The organism is Streptomyces sp. NPDC003042, assembly GCF_053591315.1.
Window position 1 is genome coordinate 213,034 of sequence record NZ_JBSFTP010000002.1, and the last position, 18,642, is coordinate 231,675.

General features: G+C 71.6%; 16 protein-coding genes. 10 read left to right on the top strand and 6 right to left on the bottom strand.

Annotation, left to right across the window (positions count from 1 at the left end; genetic code table 11):
* Nucleotides 1–8: 8 nt before the first annotated feature.
* Nucleotides 9–269 (bottom strand): hypothetical protein, encoded by a 261-nt coding sequence (locus ACWDYJ_RS02290; protein WP_451563543.1) that lies wholly within the window; start codon nt 267–269, stop codon nt 9–11.
* Nucleotides 270–407: 138 nt separating this feature from the next.
* The gene (locus ACWDYJ_RS02295; RefSeq protein ID WP_451563544.1) at nt 408–740 is read right to left on the bottom strand and encodes a DUF3099 domain-containing protein; all 333 of its coding nucleotides are present in this window, start codon (nt 738–740) and stop codon (nt 408–410) included.
* Nucleotides 741–926: 186 nt separating this feature from the next.
* Here ACWDYJ_RS02295 and ACWDYJ_RS02300 point away from each other — a divergent pair, with 186 nt between their 5' ends.
* The gene (locus ACWDYJ_RS02300; RefSeq protein WP_451563545.1) at nt 927–1,202 is read left to right on the top strand and encodes a GlsB/YeaQ/YmgE family stress response membrane protein; all 276 of its coding nucleotides are present in this window, start codon (nt 927–929) and stop codon (nt 1,200–1,202) included.
* Nucleotides 1,203–1,290: 88 nt separating this feature from the next.
* Here the strand turns inward: ACWDYJ_RS02300 and tyrS are convergent, their stop codons facing one another.
* Genes tyrS through ACWDYJ_RS02315 form a run of 3 tightly spaced genes read right to left on the bottom strand, consistent with a single transcriptional unit; the run spans nt 1,291 to nt 5,534 of the window.
* Nucleotides 1,291–2,556 (bottom strand): tyrosine--tRNA ligase, encoded by a 1,266-nt coding sequence (gene tyrS, locus ACWDYJ_RS02305; RefSeq protein WP_451563546.1) that lies wholly within the window; start codon nt 2,554–2,556, stop codon nt 1,291–1,293.
* 51 nt (nt 2,557–2,607) lie between these two features.
* The gene (locus ACWDYJ_RS02310; protein ID WP_451563547.1) at nt 2,608–4,014 is read right to left on the bottom strand and encodes a metallopeptidase TldD-related protein; all 1,407 of its coding nucleotides are present in this window, start codon (nt 4,012–4,014) and stop codon (nt 2,608–2,610) included.
* On the bottom strand, nt 4,011–5,534 hold the full coding sequence (locus ACWDYJ_RS02315; protein WP_451563548.1) for a TldD/PmbA family protein: 1,524 nt from the start codon (nt 5,532–5,534) through the stop codon (nt 4,011–4,013). The genes ACWDYJ_RS02310 and ACWDYJ_RS02315 overlap by 4 nt, the downstream gene beginning before the upstream one ends.
* A 216-nt stretch (nt 5,535–5,750) precedes the next feature.
* Between ACWDYJ_RS02315 and ACWDYJ_RS02320 the strand changes: the two genes are divergently transcribed.
* The 5 genes from ACWDYJ_RS02320 to ACWDYJ_RS02340 all read left to right on the top strand — a co-directional run bounded on the left by ACWDYJ_RS02320 (nt 5,751) and on the right by ACWDYJ_RS02340 (nt 15,336).
* Complete coding sequence (locus ACWDYJ_RS02320) at nt 5,751–11,528, top strand: hypothetical protein (protein WP_451563549.1); 5,778 nt, start codon at nt 5,751–5,753, stop codon at nt 11,526–11,528.
* A 1-nt stretch (nt 11,529) separates the two neighbouring features.
* Nucleotides 11,530–13,041, top strand: coding sequence for a hypothetical protein (locus ACWDYJ_RS02325; protein WP_451563550.1), 1,512 nt, complete (start codon nt 11,530–11,532; stop codon nt 13,039–13,041).
* Nucleotides 13,042–13,211: 170 nt separating this feature from the next.
* Nucleotides 13,212–13,931: a 3-oxoacyl-[acyl-carrier-protein] reductase gene (gene fabG / locus ACWDYJ_RS02330; protein ID WP_451563551.1), complete on the top strand. Its 720-nt coding sequence runs from the start codon at nt 13,212–13,214 to the stop codon at nt 13,929–13,931.
* A 4-nt stretch (nt 13,932–13,935) separates the two neighbouring features.
* On the top strand, nt 13,936–14,709 hold the full coding sequence (gene fabI, locus ACWDYJ_RS02335; protein ID WP_451563552.1) for an enoyl-ACP reductase FabI: 774 nt from the start codon (nt 13,936–13,938) through the stop codon (nt 14,707–14,709).
* A 195-nt stretch (nt 14,710–14,904) separates the two neighbouring features.
* On the top strand, nt 14,905–15,336 hold the full coding sequence (locus tag ACWDYJ_RS02340; RefSeq protein WP_451563553.1) for a hypothetical protein: 432 nt from the start codon (nt 14,905–14,907) through the stop codon (nt 15,334–15,336).
* Nucleotides 15,337–15,354: 18 nt separating this feature from the next.
* Here ACWDYJ_RS02340 and ACWDYJ_RS02345 read toward each other — a convergent pair whose 3' ends face one another.
* Nucleotides 15,355–16,026 carry a FadR/GntR family transcriptional regulator gene (locus tag ACWDYJ_RS02345; RefSeq protein ID WP_451563554.1) on the bottom strand — a complete coding sequence of 224 codons (672 nt, stop codon included), beginning with the start codon at nt 16,024–16,026 and terminating at the stop codon, nt 15,355–15,357.
* 66 nt (nt 16,027–16,092) lie between these two features.
* Here ACWDYJ_RS02345 and ACWDYJ_RS02350 point away from each other — a divergent pair, with 66 nt between their 5' ends.
* The 4 genes from ACWDYJ_RS02350 to ACWDYJ_RS02365 all read left to right on the top strand — a co-directional run bounded on the left by ACWDYJ_RS02350 (nt 16,093) and on the right by ACWDYJ_RS02365 (nt 18,531).
* Nucleotides 16,093–17,382, top strand: coding sequence for a CynX/NimT family MFS transporter (locus ACWDYJ_RS02350; RefSeq protein ID WP_451563555.1), 1,290 nt, complete (start codon nt 16,093–16,095; stop codon nt 17,380–17,382).
* A gap of 5 nt (nt 17,383–17,387) precedes the next feature.
* Nucleotides 17,388–17,507 (top strand): SGM_5486 family transporter-associated protein, encoded by a 120-nt coding sequence (locus ACWDYJ_RS02355; protein WP_451563556.1) that lies wholly within the window; start codon nt 17,388–17,390, stop codon nt 17,505–17,507.
* A 180-nt stretch (nt 17,508–17,687) separates the two neighbouring features.
* Complete coding sequence (locus tag ACWDYJ_RS02360; protein ID WP_451563557.1) at nt 17,688–17,921, top strand: hypothetical protein; 234 nt, start codon at nt 17,688–17,690, stop codon at nt 17,919–17,921.
* 88 nt (nt 17,922–18,009) lie between these two features.
* Complete coding sequence (locus tag ACWDYJ_RS02365) at nt 18,010–18,531, top strand: SixA phosphatase family protein (protein WP_451563558.1); 522 nt, start codon at nt 18,010–18,012, stop codon at nt 18,529–18,531.
* Nucleotides 18,532–18,642: the final 111 nt, after the last annotated feature.

An 18,642-nucleotide genomic window follows, 5' to 3' on the forward strand; every position in this document is an offset into this window, starting at 1 on the left:
ACCGGGGTTCAGAGGCGCTCCGAGCCCTCCGGCTGGACCCACTCGTCGAGCTTCACGACGTCCTTGAGGAAACCGCGGACCCCCAGGAACTGGGAGAGGTGTTCGCGGTGCTCCTCGCATGCCAGCCAGGTCTTGCGCCGCTCCGGCGTGTGCAGCTTCGGGTTGTTCCACGCCAGGACCCACACCGCCGCGTCACGGCAGCCCTTGGCGGAGCAGGTGGGGGCGGCGGCGGAAGCGGTGTCGGGGGCGTTCGCATCAGGGGAGTTCACGGCCTCAACCCTACAAACGGAAGGGCGACGCCGGGCAGCCACGGGGGGAGCTGCCCGGCGTCGGTCCGTCGCTCCGACGGGGGATGCGGAGCGCGTAGGCAGTATGTCACGCAGGACCCGGTACGGTGCACCGGAACTTCATGATTGATCTGAGCTTTTCTTGAGGTTTCCCGGCTCCAGTGCCGGGTGCACAGGGGTGGGCACGAAGGCCGACGGCAGCGAGGGCGCCGACTCCCGCCCCGCGTTTGCGATGACCACGGCGACGTAGGGCAGCAGGGCGCCGACGACGAGCGTCACGATCGCCACGGGGCGCTGCACGTTCCACAGGACCACCGTCGCGATGACCGACAGGGTCCTGACGACCATCGAGATCACGTACCGGCGCTGCCGTCCCCGCACATCCTCCGCGAGGCCCATGCGCGCCCCGGTGATCCGGAAGACCTCGGCCCGGTTCCGCTTCGTCCGCAGCATGCTCCACCACCCGATCCGCCGATCCACCGCACCGGACACTCCCCGGTCCCGGCCCTTCCACGGTACGCCGCCCCGCCGGCGGTCAGGAGAGCGGGTGCCCCCTGAACGGGCGAGTCCGACATGCGTGGAGTTGCGCCCGGGCCGAGACTGGCCTGACATGCGCACATCGCGCCTTGAGGAGGCGACATGCATTGGTTGTGGGCGATCATCGTCGGTTTGGTACTCGGCCTCATCGCCCGGGCGATCCTCCCGGGCAGACAGCACCAGCCGCTCTGGCTGACCGTGATCTTCGGCATCATCGGCGGCGTCCTGGGCAACGCGGTCGCCACGTGGATCGGCGTCAACGAGACCCGGGGCATCGACTGGATCCGCCACCTGTTGCAGCTGGCCGGAGCGGTCCTGATCGTCGGGCTGGGCGACATGGCGTACATGGCGCTGAAAGGCAAAAGACGTACGGCCTGACCGGCCGGACCGGCGCGGCCACGACGAAGGGGCGGGCGAGGACGACATCGTCCTCGCCCGCCCCTTCGCCGTGCGTCGCAGGCTTCGCTCAGCCGGTGATCTCCACCGCGGCCAGGTTCTTCTTGCCGCGGCGCAGCACCAGCCAGCGCCCGTGGAGCAGGTCCTCCTTGGCGGGGACCGCGTCCTCGGCCGTGACCTTCACGTTGTTCACGTAGGCGCCACCCTCCTTCACGGTCCGGCGCCCGGCGGACTTGCTCGCGACCAGGCCGGTCTCGGCGAGCAGGTCCACGACCGGGCCGAGCTCCGTGACCCGGGCGTGCGGCAGCTCGGACACGGCCGCGGCCAGCGTGGCCTCGTCCAGCTCCGTCAGCTCGCCCTGGCCGAACAGCGCCTTCGACGCGGCGATCACGGCGGCGCACTGGTCGGCGCCGTGCACCAGCGTGGTCAGCTCCTCCGCCAGCGCCCGCTGGGCGGCACGCGCCTGCGGCCGCTCGGCGGTCTGCGCCTCCAGCGCCTCCAGCTCCTCGCGGGACTTGAAGGACAGGATCCGCATGTAGGTGGAGATGTCCCGGTCGTCCACGTTCAGCCAGAACTGGTAGAAGGCGTACGGCGTGGTCATCTCCGGGTCGAGCCAGACGGCCCCGCCCTCGGTCTTGCCGAACTTCGTGCCGTCCGCCTTGACCATCAGCGGCGTCGCCATCGCGTGCACGACCGCGTCCGGCTCGACCTTGTGGATCAGGTCGAGGCCGGCCGTCAGGTTGCCCCACTGGTCGGATCCGCCTTGCTGGAGCACGCAGCCGTAGCGCCGGTACAGCTCCAGGAAGTCCATGCCCTGGAGCAGCTGGTAGCTGAACTCCGTGTAGCTGATGCCCTGGTCGGACTCCAGCCGCTTGGCGACCGAGTCCTTCGTCAGCATCTTGTTGACGCGGAAGTGCTTGCCGATGTCCCGCAGGAACTCGATGGCGGACATGCCCGCCGTCCAGTCCAGGTTGTTCACCATGACCGCGGCGTTCTCGCCCTCGAAGGACAGGAACGGCTCGATCTGCGAACGCAGCCGGTTCACCCACTCCGCGATGACCGACGGGTCGTTCAGGGTGCGCTCGGCGGTCGGGCGCGGGTCACCGATCTGTCCGGTGGCCCCGCCGACCAGCGCCAGCGGCCGGTTCCCGGCCAGCTGGAGCCGGCGCATGGTGAGGACCTGCACCAGGTGCCCGACGTGCAGCGAGGCCGCGGTCGGGTCGTAGCCGCAATAGAACGTGACAGGACCGTCCGCGAACGCCTTGCGCAGCGCTTCTTCGTCGGTGGACTGGGCGAAGAGCCCACGCCACTTCAGTTCGTCGACGATGTCCGTCACGGTCTCTCGACTCCTTTGATGTCTGAAATTGCAATGCTCAGTCTAGGTGGGTCAGACACCCTTGCTGACCGAGCTCATGTTGAAGTCCGGGACGCGCAGCGCGGGCATCGCGGCCCGGGTGAACCAGTCGCCCCACTCGCGCGGCAGGGTCTTCTCGGTCCGGCCGGCCTCCGAGGCCCGCGACAGCAGGTCCACCGGCGACTCGTTGAACCGGAAGTTGTTGACCTGCCCCGTGACCTGCCCGTTCTCCACCAGATAGACGCCGTCCCGGGTCAGACCGGTGAGCAGCAGGGTCGCCGGATCGACCTCCCGGATGTACCAGAGGCAGGTCAGCAGCAGGCCCCTCCCGGTACCCGCCACCATCTCCTCCAACGACTTGTCGCCGCCCCCGTCCAGGATCAGGTTTCCGAACGCCGGGGCCAGCGGGAGCCCGGTCAGCTCGGCGGTGTGCCGCGTCGTGGTCAGCCGCGCCAGCTCGCCGTCCCGGACCCACTCGGTCGCCGGGACCGGCAGGCCGTTGTCGAACACGGAGGCGTCGTCGCCCGAGCTGTGGGCGATCACGAACGGCGCGGACTCCAGGCCCGGTGCGTGGGGGTCGCTGCGCAGGGTCAGGGGCAGCGCGGCCAGCTTCTCGCCGATCCGGGTGCCGCCGCCGGGCTTGGAGAACACCGTACGGCCCTCCACCGCGTCGCGGGCGGCCGCCGACCACATCTGGTAGATGAGCAGGTCGGCCACGGCCGTCGGCGGCAGCAGGGTCTCGTACCGTCCCGCCGGAAGGTCGATCTTCCGCTCGGCCCAGCCGAGGCGGACCGCGAGCTCCGCGTCCAGCACGGTCGGGTCCACGTCCTTGAAGTCGCGGGTGGAGCGGCCGGCCCAGGCCGACCGCAGCCGGTCCGGTGACTTGGCGTTGAGTTCCAGCGTGCCCTTGGGCTGGTCGTGGCGCAGCCGCAGGCCCGTCGAGGTGCCGACGTAGGTGGAGACCAGCTCGTGGTTGGCGAAGCCGTACAGTTCCCGGCCGCCCGCCCGGGCCCGGGCGAAGGCCTCGCCGAGGGCCGGGGCGAAGTCCGCGAAGACCGCCGAGGAGGTCTCGGCCGGCGCGTCGGTGAAATCGGGCGAGGCCGGGGTGCCGGTGACCAGCGGCTGGGCGTCCTCGGCCGGACCGGCCCCGCGCGCGGCCGCCTCGGCGGCCCGTACGAGCGGCTCCAGGTCGGCGGCGGTGACGGCCGAGCGCGAGACGACCCCCGAGGCCGTGCCCTCCTTGCCGTCGACCGTGGCGATCACGGTCAGGGTCCGGCCGCGGGTGACGCCGTTGGTGGTGAGCGCGTTGCCGGCCCAGCGCAGATTGGCGCTGGACTCCTCGTCGGCGATGACGACGCAGCCGTCGGCGGTGGACAGCTCCAGCGCCCGCTCGACGATCTCGTGGGGCTTGGAGCCGCGACGTCCGGAAGGGGTGCTCATCGGCCGGCCTCCTGGGTGGTGTTCAGGATGTTGACGTCTCGGAAGAGGGCGGAGGGGCAGCCGTGCGAGACGGACGCCACCTGGCCGGGCTGGGCCTTGCCGCAGTTGAAGGCACCGCCCAGCACGTAGGTCTGCGGGCCGCCGACCTTCTCCATCGAGCCCCAGAATTCGGTGGTGGTGGCCTGGTAGGCGACGTCGCGCAGCTGCCCGGCCAGCCGGCCGTTCTCGATGCGGAAGAACCGCTGCCCGGTGAACTGGAAGTTGTAGCGCTGCATGTCGATCGACCAGGAGCGGTCGCCGACCACGTAGATCCCGCGCTCGACGCCCCCGATCAGGTCCTCGGTGGACAGCCCGCCCGGATCCGGCTGGAGCGAGACGTTCGCCATCCGCTGGACGGGCACGTGCCCGGGGGAGTCGGCGTAGGCGCAGCCGTTGGAGCGCCCGAGGCCGGTCAGCTTCGCGATCCGCCGGTCCAGCTGGTAGCCGGTCAGCGTGCCGTCCTTGACCAGGTCCCAGCTCTGGGCCGCGACACCTTCGTCGTCGTATCCGACGGTGGCCAGACCATGTGGCGCTGTACGGTCACCCGTCACGTTCATGATCGAGGAGCCGTACCTGAGCTTGCCCAGCTGGTCGAAGGTGGCGAAGGAGGTCCCCGCGTACGCCGCCTCGTAGCCCAGCGCCCGATCGAGCTCGGTGGCGTGGCCGATGGACTCGTGGATGGTGAGCCACAGGTTGGACGGGTCCACGACGAGGTCGTAGCGCCCGCCCTCCACACTCGGCGCCCGCATCTTCTCGGCGAGGAGGTCGGGGATCTGCTCCAGCTCGGCGTTCCAGTCCCAGCCGGTGCCGGTCAGGTACTCCCAGCCACGCCCGGTGGGCGGGGCGATGGTGCGCATGGAGTCGAACTCGCCGGTGGTGGCGTCGACCGCGACCGCGGTCAGCTGCGGGTGGATCCGTACCCGCTGCTGGGTGGTCGAGGTGCCCGCGGTGTCCGCGTAGAACTTGTTCTCGTGGACGGCGAGCAGCGAGGCGTCCACGTGCGCGACGCCGTCGGCCGCCAGCAGCCGGGCGCTCCAGTCGGCGAGCAGCGCCGCCTTCTCGGTGTCCGGCACCTCGAACGGGTCCACGTCGTAGGCGGAGACCCAGGTCTTGTCGGCGTGCACGGGCTCGTCGGCGAGCTCGACCCGCTCGTCCGATCCCGCGGCCTTGATCACCTGGGCGGACAGCTTCGCCATGGCGACGGCCTGTGAGGCCACCTTCGCGGCGGCGTCCATGGTCAGGTCCACTCCGGAGGCGAAGCCCCAGCTCCCGCCGTGCACCACGCGGACCGCGAAGCCGAGGTCGGTGGTGTCGGAGCCGCCGGAGGGCTTGGCGTCCCGCAGCCGCCAGGAGGCGCTGCGGATCCGCTCCAGCCGGAAGTCGGCGTGCTCGGCACCCAGCGCGCGGGCCCGCGCGAGCGCCGCGTCGGCGAGTGCCCGCAAGGGCAGCGCGGTGAAAGACGGATCGATTCCGTGGACCACGTGCGGCCTCACTCTCTCTGGCTGGGGTCGTACCGCTTGGTTCCTTCGCATCGGAAGTGAATCACGGCGGGGTGTGCGGGCGTAGTCCAATACCGCGCGGCGTCGCCCGCCGCCCGATGGGTCCGGTGAACCGGAATGAAACAGGGACCTTTGTGGGGGGAAGGTGAGATGATCGCCCCCATGTACATGGGGGGTGGCGAACTGCGGTCTTGGGCAATGGCGTTGACGGAATCCGAGATCCGCCTGCTGCTGACACGCCATCACTGCCTGCGCGGAAGAGCCTGCGTACACCGGACCGCGCCCGAGGCGCAGTCCCCGGCCAGGCGCGAGGTCAAGGCCACCCGGGTCTGGCTGACCAAGGCGCAGCACGCACAGCTCGCCCGCATGGCCTTCTGCGGTCTCGGCTGGGCGATGCGGCTGCTGGAGCGGGAGTACGGCTTCCCGAAGGAAGTGCTGGACGACCCCACGCCGACGCAGTTGACCGCCATGTTCGAGGTGCTGCCTTCTCCCCTGGCCCGCTGCGCCCTGTACGGCATGCTCACGCGGGAGGCCGAGCACCTGCCGGTCGCTGCCCTGGCCGGACAGCACGAAAAGGAACTGCGTGCCGCCGCGGACCGGCAACCGCCGCGCGGGGCCAACGAAATCGGTCGCACCTTCGAGGCCGAAGTCGATGTGGACGTGACTGAAGAGAATGAGGACCCGCCGATGGTGACCCCGCCCGACGGCGCGTTCACGCAAGCCGATGCCCTCGCGCGACTCAAGGCGCTGGGTGAGCGTCTGGCGCTCGCCCTGCGCGCCGCCGCGGACGAGGCGGAAGCGGGACGCCTTCCCCGGTCACCCGAGGACGTGGCCGTCGGCTTGAGCGCATGGTGCGACGAACGTGCGGAACTGGTCGGGCGACTTGTCGCACAGGGCTGCGAGTGGACCCCGGACCAGGGGTACACGGAGATCGAAGCCGAGTTGAAGCGCCTGGCCGACAGCCGGGCCGAGCGGCTGAGGACGCTGCGGCGCAAGGCGCAGTCGTACATCGAGCTGTTGGACCTGGCCGAGGGCGAGGACGAGGCGACCAGCCTGGACGGCCTGCTCCAGGGCGTCCAGGCCGAGATCGCGGGTCTGGAAAAGGCGGGGCACGTCCGTGAAGCCGTCCCGGCGCGGGGGAACGCCGCAGAAGCGGGCCCTGCCGAGGAGGATCGGGAGGACGAGGAGGGCGTCGGCAGCCGCGCGGGCGGGACGGACGGTGCTGACGAGGCGCAGGCGCCGGCGCAGCGCCCGCCGGTCGAGGCCGAGCCCGGGTCCGGCATGGGTGGCGGGCGCGCGGAGGCGCCGCAGGTCGACGCCCCCACGACCGAGGAACCGCCGGCTGTGCCCGAACCGAGGCGTGGCGGGACGACTCCGGCCGACCCCCTCGCCGAGCAGCGCCGCCCGGTCCCCGTCCAGTCCGGCACGGCGACGCGGAACCACCTCCCCGGTGAACCGGAGCACAGCCTTCCGGCCGCTGCGGCGCAGACGCTCGACCCTGCGGTCGAGCCGGCCGAGAGGGCCGGGTCGGCCGACGAGGCGTGGCCGGAGGGCGTCAGCGCACCCGACTGGGACCCGCGAACCCCCTGGGAGACGGGCGAGCCCCCGCCGGTGGCACGGCTCGTACGCGACGGACGCATGGCCGAGGCCTACTGGATGACGGCCGCGTCCGACGAGCCCGCCGTGCGGTCGCGGGCCCTCGCCTTCACCGATGCCGCGTACGCGTGCGTCTCGGTCGCGGACGCCACCCCGGTGCAGATCGCCCACGACTTCGACGCCGACCTCGTCGCGCACGACCGCGAGGCGTACCTCGTGGCCTTGGCGGCGGCCTTGCGGACGGGCCTCACCGCCCGCTGGGCGCACCCCCTGGTCAGCGGATTCAGCATGCCGTCCGGGCTCACTGCCCCTTGGCAGGAACTCCTCAACGTCACGGTCGCCGCCGTCCGCAACGGCCGTACGTTCGTTCCCGGCACCCTTCAGGCCGACGCGAGCCAGCAGGAGCTCAGCAGCCGGGAGGAGATCGGCACGACCGCCCGGCGCCTCCTCGACGACCTGCCGCACCGCAAGACCCAGTACCAGCGGGCCTCCCAGGTCCTGAAGTACCTTCTCGGTCCCTCCGGTCGGCTGCACGAGGCGCTGAACAGCGTCATCCAGTGGGCGGAGCAGGGCGGTGAGAGCACCGCCTTCCGCGAGATGGGAGACCGGCTCCTGCGGGAAGGGGCGGTGCGCAGTCTCATCGAGGAGACCGACGCGCAGTTCCGTACGCCGAAGCAGGCCAAGGAGCCGATCACCGCCGGTGCGTTCCGCCAGCTGCTCGGCATCTGCAAGTCCGTCGGCGAACTCGTCATGAAAGCGGCGGCGGCGAGTACGGCCACCCGCCCCGCCCTCGGAAGCGAGCCGGGGGTGACGGGTCTGTCCGCCGCCCTGCGGGACCTGCACGGTGAACGGCCCCTGCCCGGCGTCGGCGGCGCCGCCCTCGGAGTGCTGCGCGCGTGGCTGTCCGGCGACGTGCAGAACCGCGAGGGCGGGGCCGAGCGGCTACGGGCCGACGGCGGGATCCTGCCGCCCGACGACTGCCTGCTCGCACTGCCGGACCTGTCGCGCGACAGCGCGGGCAGCCCCGCGCTCGACAACCCCCGGACCGCACGTCTGATGGCCGCGCTCCTCGCGCCCGCAGACCCTGAGACCGCATTGGCGCGGTACGTCGAGGTGGGCGACCTCCACCTGGCAAAGGCCCTCGTCACAGCGATCGAGAAGGACCCGACGGCCTACGGCTCCCCCTATGCCGAGTGGGTCGAGGGCGCGGCCCGCCGCTGCGCCCAGTCGTACGAGGACTGGCGCAAGAGGCTTGCCGACAAGCACCGCGCCGCCGCCGGCCTGCTGGCGCAGATCCGTACCCTCAACCTCAACCTCGCGCCCGACATCGAGCGGGACTTCACCGGCCGGCTCCAGGAATTCGCCGACGGCGAGGAATCGGGACGCTACCGCCTCGCCCTCGAATCCCTGGAGGCCCTGGAAACCGAACTCAAGGCCCTGGTGCACGAGTCCACCAACCGGCTCCGGGAGGACCTCGAAAGGCTCCGGACGGATCCGGACCTCCGGCTCACCTCCGAGGACCACCAGCGGATCGCCCGGCTCATCGAAGAGGGCGACACCGTCACGGCGCAGGAGTTCCTCGCGCTCGCGACCAGTCGGCAGGCCCTGCCGGAGCGTCCGGAGGACGACGGGTCGGAACTCGTGGACTTCGTGGCGGGTCTCACCGGCCCGGGAGCGCCGAAGGCCGGTGGCGACGGTGTGGACGCCACATGGTGGGCCGACCGGTTCAGCGCCGGTGGCGACGCGTCCTTGACCCAGGCGGCCAAGGCGGGCCTGGAGTCCTGGAAGGCCCTGTGCACCCAGCCGGGCCGTACCAGTCACTGGCAGCAGCACATCCTGCAGGTCCTGCGGCTGCTCGGCCTGGAGATGACCAGCAGCCAGCTGAACTCGGAGCGCCTCATGCGCGGCCACGGCATGCGCCGGTTCCGCGCCAAGGCACGGGTCGCGGAACGGCCCGGCTACGTGGCGGCTCTCGGCTCTCGCGCGACGTCGTACACGATCATGCTGATCTGGGAGGAGCAGCCCGCGGACGGACCGCTGGCGCACCTCGAGGACGCCGACGTCGGCGCCAACATCATCCTCTACCTGCATCCGCTGGGGGTGGAGGGCCGCCGCGGGCTGGCGGTCGCGGCGCGCAAGAACGCCCAGCAGGCACTGGTCGTCGACCCGGCGGTGCTGGGATGGATGGCCGTCCGCGCGCCCGGCTCCTTCCGCTCGCTCCAGCGGGTCACCCTGCCCTGGGCCGCGTACAACCCGTACACCCCCTTCGTCGCCGGTCTCGTCCCGCAGGAGGTCTTCTACGGGCGGGACAAGGAGATGGGGGAGGTGATGGGCCGGGACAGCGGGATGTTCCTCTACGGCGGCCGACAGCTGGGCAAGTCGGCGCTCCTGCGTCGCGTCGCGGAGATCTTTCCCAGCAGGCCGGACGAGAACGTCGCGGTCTACCTCGACCTGCTCAAGGCCGAGATCGGACACGCGGAGGCACCGGAGCAGATCTGGAGCAGGCTGGTCGAGGCCCTCAAGCGCGAGAACGTCTTCGACAAGACGATGTCCGACCGCGCGGGTCCGGACATCGTCGTCAAGCGCATCCGCGCCTGGCTGGACGCGGACGAGAGCCGGCGGCTGCTGGTCCTGGCCGACGAGGCCGACTCGTTCCTGAACACGGACTCGCGTCGGGCGTACAAGCTGGGCAGCGAGTCGACCTTCCCCAACGTCATGCAGTTTCAGCAGCTCATGGAACAGACCGAACGCCGATTCAAGATCGTCTTCGCCGGCCTGCACCAGGTGCAGCGCTTCGGTCACCTGTCCAACGTGTCGACCGCGCACGGTGGACCGGACGTGCTGGTGGGACCACTCATGCAAGGGGCCGCCATCCGCCTCGTCACCGAGCCGACCGCGGCTCTCGGCTATACCTTCGAGCGGCCCGAACTGGTCTGGCGGATCCTCGCCATCACCAACTACCAGGCCAACCTCGTGCAGATCTTCTGCCGGGAACTGGTGGAGACCCTGCACGCCCGTCCGTACGACTTCGCGGACGGACCGGTGCGGATCACCGAAGCCGACGTCCAGCAGGTGGCGGCGTCCGAGACGGTCCGCAGGCGCATCGCCGAGCGGCTGCGCTTCACGATCAACCTCGAGGACCGCTACCGGGTCCTCGCCCTGGTGATCGCCCTGCGCAGCCTGGAGGACGGCTACCGCGGCGACTACACGCCCCGGGAGCTGCTCCAACTGGCGCGCGAGGCATGGCCGGCGGGTTTCGAACCGCTCAGCGTGAAGCAGGTGCAGATCTTCCTGACGGAGATGGTGGGCCTCGGACTGCTCTACCAGCTCGGCGACCACTCCCGGTTCGCCGTCAGGAGCCCCAATGTCGTCAACATGCTGGGCACCCACGAGGAACTGGAACTGGAGCTTCAGGAGACCGAGTTCACCCTGCCCTACGACTACAACCCCCGGTCGGCCCGACGCATCCTCGGCCGGGACCCACAGCAGATCCAGCGCTACAGCCCCCTGACCGAAGGGCAGCTGCACGAGGCGGCCCAGCCCGGGGTCAGCGTGGTCGGCGTCACGGAGCTGCACCGGCCCAAGCAGGTGCTGGAGGCCGCCGAGAAGTTCGCGCAGTCGCGCGGTGTGGTCATCCTCAAGCACGTCCAGGGCAGCGACCTCGGCAAGACGCTGCGCAACCAGCGCAAGCCGTACGTCCTGACGGCCGACCTGCGAGGCGTCCCCGCCGAGGAGTTCCGCGACGTGCTCCGGCTGCTCGTGAAGCACGCGGGACCCGCCGGGGAGAAGCTGGTGCCCCACACCGAACGGCGCAGCGGCGGCAAGGAGAACCGCTCCGCCATCGTGCTGGCCGACGCCGCGCGGGTGGGGGAGGTGCTCGGCGGCCCGGAGGGCGAGGAGTTCTCCTTGCGGATGCTGCGCCCGGACCGCTGGACGACGGACTCACTGCGTGCCTGGTCGGAGTGTCCGTTCGTGGCCAGGGAGGACCGCGACCGGCTGGTCGCGGCCACCGGCGGCTGGCCCCTCTGGACGGAGGTCGCCGTCGCCGATGTCGCCCAGCACGGTGCGACGCTCGACAGCGCCCTCGAACGGATAAGGATGACCATCGAGAAGCCGGCCAACATCGAGCACCACCTCAAGCAGTCGGGGCTCGCACCGCGCGACCTGGAGCTGCTCGCGGCGTGGACCGCCTACGTCGAGGAAGGCCAGGGCCTCCCCAGGGGCGACGTCGAGGCGGCGGTGGAACTGCCCTTGGAGGAGACGCGCAGCTGGCTGGTCCGGCTCGACCACCTCGGCCTGCTCGACGAGGTCGAGGGGGGATTCGCGGTGGAGCCGGTCACCTACCGGGCGGTCCGCTCCTGGGCTGCCAAGGAGCGGTGAGGTGGAGGCCCGTGAACCCCGCCGGTGGCAGCTCACCGATCTCCCGGGGGTGCGAGGCCAGCTCCACGACGTCGCGGCGGACCTCGCGTCGGGGCAGAACTGCCTGTGGCTGCTGCCCGACCGTCTGGTGGACGAGGGGCGCGCCGACCGGCTCTACGCGGAGGCTCTCTTCGCCTCGTCGCGGGTGCTCGACGTACCCGCGCCGGCGCAACCGGAAGCGGCCGACGGCGTCGTCGACCCGTACCGGGCCGCGGGACCGCCCGAAGCCGGTCTGCCGGCGTTCTGGCCCGACGACGACCTGCCGTACCTGGAGGGCTATGACGACGGCTTCGACCTGGGCTGGCCGACGACGACGGCTCCGGGACCCCGCCACGAGACGCGCGATGCCCTCCAGGACGCCGGTCCGGCGGCGAGCCTCCTGGAGCGCATGGGCAAGGAGCTGTCGGTCGAACCGGACCGGGCACTGTCCCGCCTGGTCGCCGCCGAACCCGGCCGGCAGCTCGTCGTCGGCATCCGCGCCTGGGCCGAGGGCGACACCCCGGCCGGTCGCGGGAGCGGAATCCAGCGGGTCTTCCACGCGGTGACGGCCGCGGTGAAGGAAGCCGGACTGCCGCCGGGGGAGCGTCCGTTGCTGTTCGTCGCGGCCCGGCTGCGGGATCTGCCGGCCGGGCTTCCCGACGAACTGGGACTGGACGTCGCCAACACCTCGGTGCGCTGGTGGTGGGGCGCGGTGGGACGCTCGGACACCGCCATGGTGGTCACCCCACGCACGGCCGGGTTCCGTGGTGGCCCGCGCCACGAGAGCGATGCCCTGCGCGACCGGGTCGTACGGACGGTCCGCGCCGAGACGGTGGTGGAGGTCAGCGGACCGGACCTCACCCTGGCGCAACGCCTCGCGGAGGTGTGGGACGGAGCCGATCACACGCTGCTCGCAGCCCTGACCACCGCCCTCGCCGACGTGCCCGGCCCCAGGGCCGAGGACTGCCCCGCGGGGCTCACGCAGACGGGCGCCCGGCGCAGACCCGACGTGGGGCTGCGTGAGGCGTGGGCCACAGGGGCGGTCGCCGCGTGGGAGGGGCGGCTGCGCGTCCATCCGGCGGCCTGGCACGCCGGACCGCGGGCCCAGGCCCGGGCGCGGCTCGACGCGCTGGTCTCCCAGGCGCAGCAGCGCGTGATCCTGCCCTGGATAGAGGACGCCCGCAGCGGCCTGGCCGTACGGGCCATGACGCATCTGACCCGGCCGGTGGAGGCTCTCGTCCTCGATCCCGCGTTCCGGTCCTCGTCCCGCGGCTACCTGTCCGAGCATCCGGAGCAGGCCTTCCTGGAGTGGGAGGTCGGGCGGCTGCTCTCGGCGCACATCCTGGGATCCCTCGCCCTGTCGGCGGAGGACGCGGCTCTGCTGAGGCTTCTCGTCCACAGCCGGAACACCCTCGCGCACCGGGGCGTGCTCAGCGACACGAGGCTGCGCGAGCTGTGCGGCGAACTGTCGAAGGCGGACCGCAGGCGGCCTTGAACGGCATGACTTCGGAACGACGTCCGCACGCCGTCCGCCTGGCGTCCGCGCGGCTTCTGTAGGGATCCGACAGAGCCCGTCGCAAGGCGCTGTCGGAGCCCGATTCTCCGGATGCCGGACGGGGCCTATAGGTTTTCGCTATTCAAGACTGCTAGCGAAAGGGTGATCCGTTGAGCCGCTCGGTTCTCGTCACCGGAGGAAACCGGGGCATCGGCCTCGCCATCGCCCGAGCGTTCGCGCAGGCCGGCGACAAGGTCGCGATCACGTACCGGTCGGGCGAGCCGCCGGAGGCACTCACCTCGCTGGGCGTCCTGGCGGTGCGCTGCGACATCACCGACTCCGATCAGGTGGAGCAGGCCTACAAGGAGATCGAGGACAAGCACGGCGCGGTCGAGGTGCTGGTGGCCAACGCCGGCATCACCAAGGACACGCTGCTGATGCGGATGTCGGAGGAGGACTTCGCGTCCGTCGTCGACACCAACCTCACCGGCACCTTCCGTGTCGTCAAGCGCGCCAACCGCGGCATGCTCCGCGCCAAGAAGGGCCGTGTGGTCCTGATCTCCTCGGTCGTCGGACTGCTGGGATCGGCCGGACAGGCGAACTACGCGGCCTCGAAGGCCGCGCTCGTGGGCTTCGCCCGCTCGCTCGCCCGTGAGCTGGGCTCGCGCAACATCACCTTCAACGTGGTCGCGCCCGGCTTCGTGGACACCGACATGACGAAGGTGCTCACCGACGAGCAGCGTGCCGGCATCGTCGGCCAGGTACCCCTGGGCCGCTACGCGCAGCCCGAGGAGATCGCGGCGGCCGTGAGCTTCCTGGCGTCCGACGACGCCGCGTACATCACCGGAGCCGTCATTCCCGTTGACGGCGGATTGGGCATGGGTCACTGATCACATGAGCGGAATTCTCGACGGCAAGCGCATCCTCATCACCGGGGTGCTGATGGAGTCGTCCATCGCCTTCCACGCCGCCAAGCTGGCCCAGGAGCAGGGCGCCGAGGTCATCCTCACCGCGTGGCCGCGCCCGACGCTGACCGAGCGCATCGCGCGCAAGCTGCCGAAGCCCGTGAAGGTGATCGAGCTCGACGTCACCAACCAGGAGCACCTCGACCGCCTGGAGGGCCTCGTCCGCGACGAGCTCGGCGGCCTCGACGGCGTCCTGCACTCCATCGGCTTCGCCCCGCAGGACGCCCTCGGCGGCAACTTCCTGAAGACGCCGTTCGAGTCGGTCGCGACCGCGATGCACGTCTCGGCGTTCTCGCTGAAGTCGCTGACCATGGCCTGCCTGCCGCTGTTCCCCGAGGGCCGGGGAGGTGCGGTCGTCGGCCTCACCTTCGACGCGCAGTTCGCCTGGCCGCAGTACGACTGGATGGGCCCGGCCAAGGCCGCGCTGGAGGCCACCAGCCGCTACATCGCCCGTGACCTGGGCAAGCAGAACATCCGCTGCAACCTGGTCTCGGCCGGTCCGCTCGGCTCCATGGCCGCGAAGTCCATCCCGGGGTTCTCCGGCCTGGCGGACGTCTGGAACCAGCGCTCCCCGATGGAGTGGGACATGAGCGACCCGGAGCCGACGGGCAAGGCCATCGTGGCCCTGCTGTCGGACTGGTTCCCGAAGACCACCGGCGAGATCGTCCACGTGGACGGCGGTCTGCACGCGATGGGTGCCTGACCGGCATCCCGCCCCGTACGGCGGTGGCCGCGTCTTCCCCCGGGGAGGCGCGGCCACCGCCGTTTTCGTCTGCGGGCCCCGTTCGATCGGATTTTCGGCGGCTGACCGGATCTTCCCGAGTCGAAAACCAGGACAGATGCCTGCAAACTGACCACGTCGGGACCTGCCCGACGGCTACGGGGAGGAGGTACGAGCGTGCGCGCGAGGCCGAGCCGAGCGGTATCGCTGCTGGTCACCTCGGTGGTCCTGACCGGACTGCTGATCCCCCCGGCCGCCGCGCAGCCCGGAGGCCACGAACCGGCCCCCGGCCCCGAAGCGGGCGCCCCGGCCGTCGTCGACCTCGCCGAGATCCCCGCCGAGCCACCCGTACGGCCCGCGCCGACCCCCACGCCGGAACTGTTCGGCGCCGACTGCGCCGTCGGGATCGAGGGCTCACAGGTGACGGCGTACTGCCACAACGGCTACCCCGAGACCGACCTGCTGCGGCTGCACGTGGAGTGCGACCGCTGGTGGGACCTGGACGGCGACGGCGCCGCCGTCGCCCTGGGCCCGGCCGGCCGTACGCAGCTCACCGGCCGCTGCTGGAAGGAAGTCCGCTCGGCCTGGGTGAGCCACCGGCGGGCCTGAGCGCCGCTCCGGCTTCCGCTACTGCTTCCCCAGGCAGACGAAGGGGTAGCCCGCCGCCTCCGAAGCGGCCGCGTCCGCGTCCCCGCGCCGGATCGCCTCGATCAGCCGCGCGTGGTCCACGTGGTCGGCGGGACGCAGCTCGGTGCCGACGTCCGCCCGCAGCCAGTCGGCCACCAGTTCGCCGAGGTCCGCGTACAGCTCGACCAGCACCTCGTTGTGCGAGGCCGTCACCACCGCCATGTGCAGGCTCAGGTCCGCCGCCACGAACAGCTCCGCGTCCCCGCCCTCCCAGGCCTCCTCGCGCCGCGCCAGCAGCGCGTCCAGCTGCACGAGGTCCCGCTCGGTCCGCCGCTCCGCGGCCAGCCGCGCCGCCGAGGATTCCAGCGTCGAGCGCAGCTCCGCGATGTGGCGCGGGTCGGCCCCGGCGAAACGCCGGTGCATCACCCCGGCCAGCTCGCTCGTGGCGATCACGTAGGTGCCCGAACCCTGCCGGATGTCGAGGAGCCCGTTGTGCGCGAGGGCCCGGACGGCCTCCCGTACGGTGTTGCGGGCGACGCCCAGCAGCTCCACCAGCTCCGGCTCGGTGGGGATGCGGGATCCGACCGGCCACTCGCCGGAAGTGATCTGGTTCCGCAGCTGGGCGATCACCTGGTCGACGAGCGCGGATCTCCGGGGCGAGGTCAGCGGCATGGTTTCCTCTCGAGGCGCGACGGAGCGACTGGACAATCAATCATCCCATGATTCTATGATGGTCCAATGCCCGACGAAGACGTCCAGACCCAGAACCGCCCCCCGGCCACCGTACGAAGCTCCGCCGGGCAGCCCCGACCGGACGCGGCCCACGCCGCCCCCAGCTGGCTCGGTCCGGTGCTCATCGTCGCCATCGTGCTGGCCGCCCTCAACCTGCGGCCCGCCATCACCAGCCTCGGCGCCCTCTTCGAGGAGACCCGTACCGGCCTCCACATGAGCGGCGTCGTCGCCGGACTGATCACCTCCGTCCCCGCCCTCTGCTTCGCCGTCTTCGGCGTCACCGCGCCCCGGCTCTCCCGCCGCTTCGGGCCGGCCACCGTCGTCTGCGCGGGCATGGCAGCCGTCGCCGCGGGCCTGCTGATCCGGCCGTTCGCGACCGGCGCCGCAGGCTTCCTCGCCGCCAGCGCCCTCTCCCTGGCCGGCATAGCCCTGACCAACGTGCTGCTCCCGGTCATCGTCAAGCGCTGGTTCCCCGACCGCGTCGGCACCATGACCGGCCTCTACTCCATGGCCCTGGCCGCCGGCACCTCCCTCGCCGCCGCCGCGACCGTCCCGCTGACCACCGCCCTCGGCGGCAGCTGGCGCACCGGGCTGCTGATCTGGGCCGTCCTCGCCCTGGCGGCCGTACTGCCCTGGCTGCCCGTCGCCGCCGCGAGCCGCCGGGAGAAGGCCGCCGCACCCGCCGCCGTACGCGAGGACGCCGGCCCGTCCGTCGTCCGCAGCCGCACCGCCTGGGCCCTCGCCTGCTACTTCGGCCTCCAGGCCACCGGCGCCTACGTCACCATGGGCTGGCTCCCGCAGATCTTCCGCGACGCCGGGGTCTCCCCGTCGGCCGCCGGCGCACTGCTCGCCGTCACCATGGTCATGGGCGTCCCCCTGGCCTTCGTCATCCCCCGCCTCGCCGGCCGGATGAAGAACCAGGGCGCCATCGCCGCCACCCTCGGCCTCTTCGGCTTCGCGGGCTACGCCGGCCTCTGGTTCGCCCCCGCCGCCGGAGCCTGGGCCTGGGCCCTGCTGCTCGGCGTCTCCAACTGCGCCTTCCCCCTCGTCATCACCCTGATCGGGCTGCGCGCCAAGTCCCCGGCCGGAGTCGTCAAGCTCTCCGCCTTCGCCCAGAGCACCGGCTACCTCATCTCGATCCCCGGACCGCTCCTCATCGGCACCCTCTACCAGCACAGCGGAGGCTGGGACCTGCCCCTCGCGCTGATGGCCGGCCTGCTCGTCCCGCAGATCGCCCTCGGCGTCCTGGCCGGACGGGACCGCACGATCGAGGACGAATGCGGCATGCGAAACTGAACGGCATGTCGCCCGTACTCGAACCGAACCCCCAGAACGGCCACAAGAAGCTCGGCCTCGTGCTCGGCGCGATGCTCGCCGTGACCGTGATCATCGCCGTCATCGCGACGCTCGCGTCGCCCTGAAACGTCCAGGAACGCCGCTTGACGCCGCCTGACCGCCGGTGGGGGTGGGGCTAGCCCCACCATCCCCTAGGGGGCCAGGTCCAGGGTCGACTGGGGTGCGCCCCGGATGGGAGCCGCTGCCGCGAATCCATAGATTCGAAGCAGCGAGCCAGTCCCACCCGCACACCCACGGAGGCGGCCATGTCGGCCCCCACGCACACCCCGTCCTTCGCCGCCCCGGCCGGCGGTCGCCGCCGCGCCGCGGCCGGCACCGGCACGACCGCCCGGCTGCACTGGTGGGCCCTGGCCCTGCCCGCACTCGCCTTCGGCCTCCTCCTGCTCCTCCTCGCCGGCTCCGGCGACGCCCAGGCGGCCACCGGCGAAGCCTCGGGCCTCGTCCAGGTCACCCAGCAGCTGCTGCGCGCCGTCGGCTGACCCGCGCGCCGGGGTGCGCCCCGACCCCGGGGGCAGGCCCCTTCAACACCCTGCGCCCCACCGCACATTTCATGCGAAGCTGGGAGCCATGAGCGCCGACACGACCCGCAGGATCGCACTCCTCCGGCACGCCAAGGCCGACTGGCCCCCGGTGTCCGACCACGAACGCCCGCTGGCGGAACGCGGCCGAAAGGACGCGCCGGCCGTCGGCCTGAAGCTGGCCGAGACCGGCATCGCCTTCGACCTGGCCCTCTGCTCCACCGCCGCCCGCACCCGCGAGACCTGGAAGCTCGCCGTCCAGGAACTCCCGCACCGGCCGAAGACCTCGTACGAGGAGCGGCTCTACGACGCCTCGCTGGGCGAGCTCATCGCCCTGCTCAACGAGACGTCCGACGAGGTGTCCGACCTCATCGTCGTCGGACACAATCCCGGCATGCACGCCCTCGCCGACGCCCTCTCCGGCCGGGCCGAGGGCGACACGCTGGCACGGATGACCCGTACCGGCTTCCCGACCGCGGCACTCGCCATCGTCTCCTTCACCGGCTCCTGGAAGAGCGTGGAGCACGGGGTCGGGACGCTGCTGGACTTCTGGACGCCGAAGGAACACTGAACACACACCGCAGACGCCCGGGCCGCATCTCGCGGCCCGGGCGTCGGCATGTCCGCACGGGACCGTGACAGTGACCTCGCCGGCCACCGGGGGCGCGGTCGGGAGAGAAGC

Excerpts from the sequence above, each read along its gene's own strand:
- ACWDYJ_RS02295 (WP_451563544.1), bottom strand. The coding sequence starts at position 740 with ATGCTGCGGACGAAGCGGAACCGGGCCGAGGTCTTCCGGATCACCGGG.
- ACWDYJ_RS02300 (WP_451563545.1), top strand. The coding sequence starts at position 927 with ATGCATTGGTTGTGGGCGATCATCGTCGGTTTGGTACTCGGCCTCATC.
- ACWDYJ_RS02310 (WP_451563547.1), bottom strand. The coding sequence starts at position 4,014 with ATGAGCACCCCTTCCGGACGTCGCGGCTCCAAGCCCCACGAGATCGTC.
- ACWDYJ_RS02320 (WP_451563549.1), top strand. The coding sequence starts at position 5,751 with ATGGCGTTGACGGAATCCGAGATCCGCCTGCTGCTGACACGCCATCAC.
- fabI (WP_451563552.1), top strand. The coding sequence starts at position 13,936 with ATGAGCGGAATTCTCGACGGCAAGCGCATCCTCATCACCGGGGTGCTG.
- ACWDYJ_RS02345 (WP_451563554.1), bottom strand. The coding sequence starts at position 16,026 with ATGCCGCTGACCTCGCCCCGGAGATCCGCGCTCGTCGACCAGGTGATC.
- ACWDYJ_RS02350 (WP_451563555.1), top strand. The coding sequence starts at position 16,093 with ATGCCCGACGAAGACGTCCAGACCCAGAACCGCCCCCCGGCCACCGTA.
- ACWDYJ_RS02355 (WP_451563556.1), top strand. The coding sequence starts at position 17,388 with ATGTCGCCCGTACTCGAACCGAACCCCCAGAACGGCCACAAGAAGCTC.
- ACWDYJ_RS02360 (WP_451563557.1), top strand. The coding sequence starts at position 17,688 with ATGTCGGCCCCCACGCACACCCCGTCCTTCGCCGCCCCGGCCGGCGGT.
- ACWDYJ_RS02365 (WP_451563558.1), top strand. The coding sequence starts at position 18,010 with ATGAGCGCCGACACGACCCGCAGGATCGCACTCCTCCGGCACGCCAAG.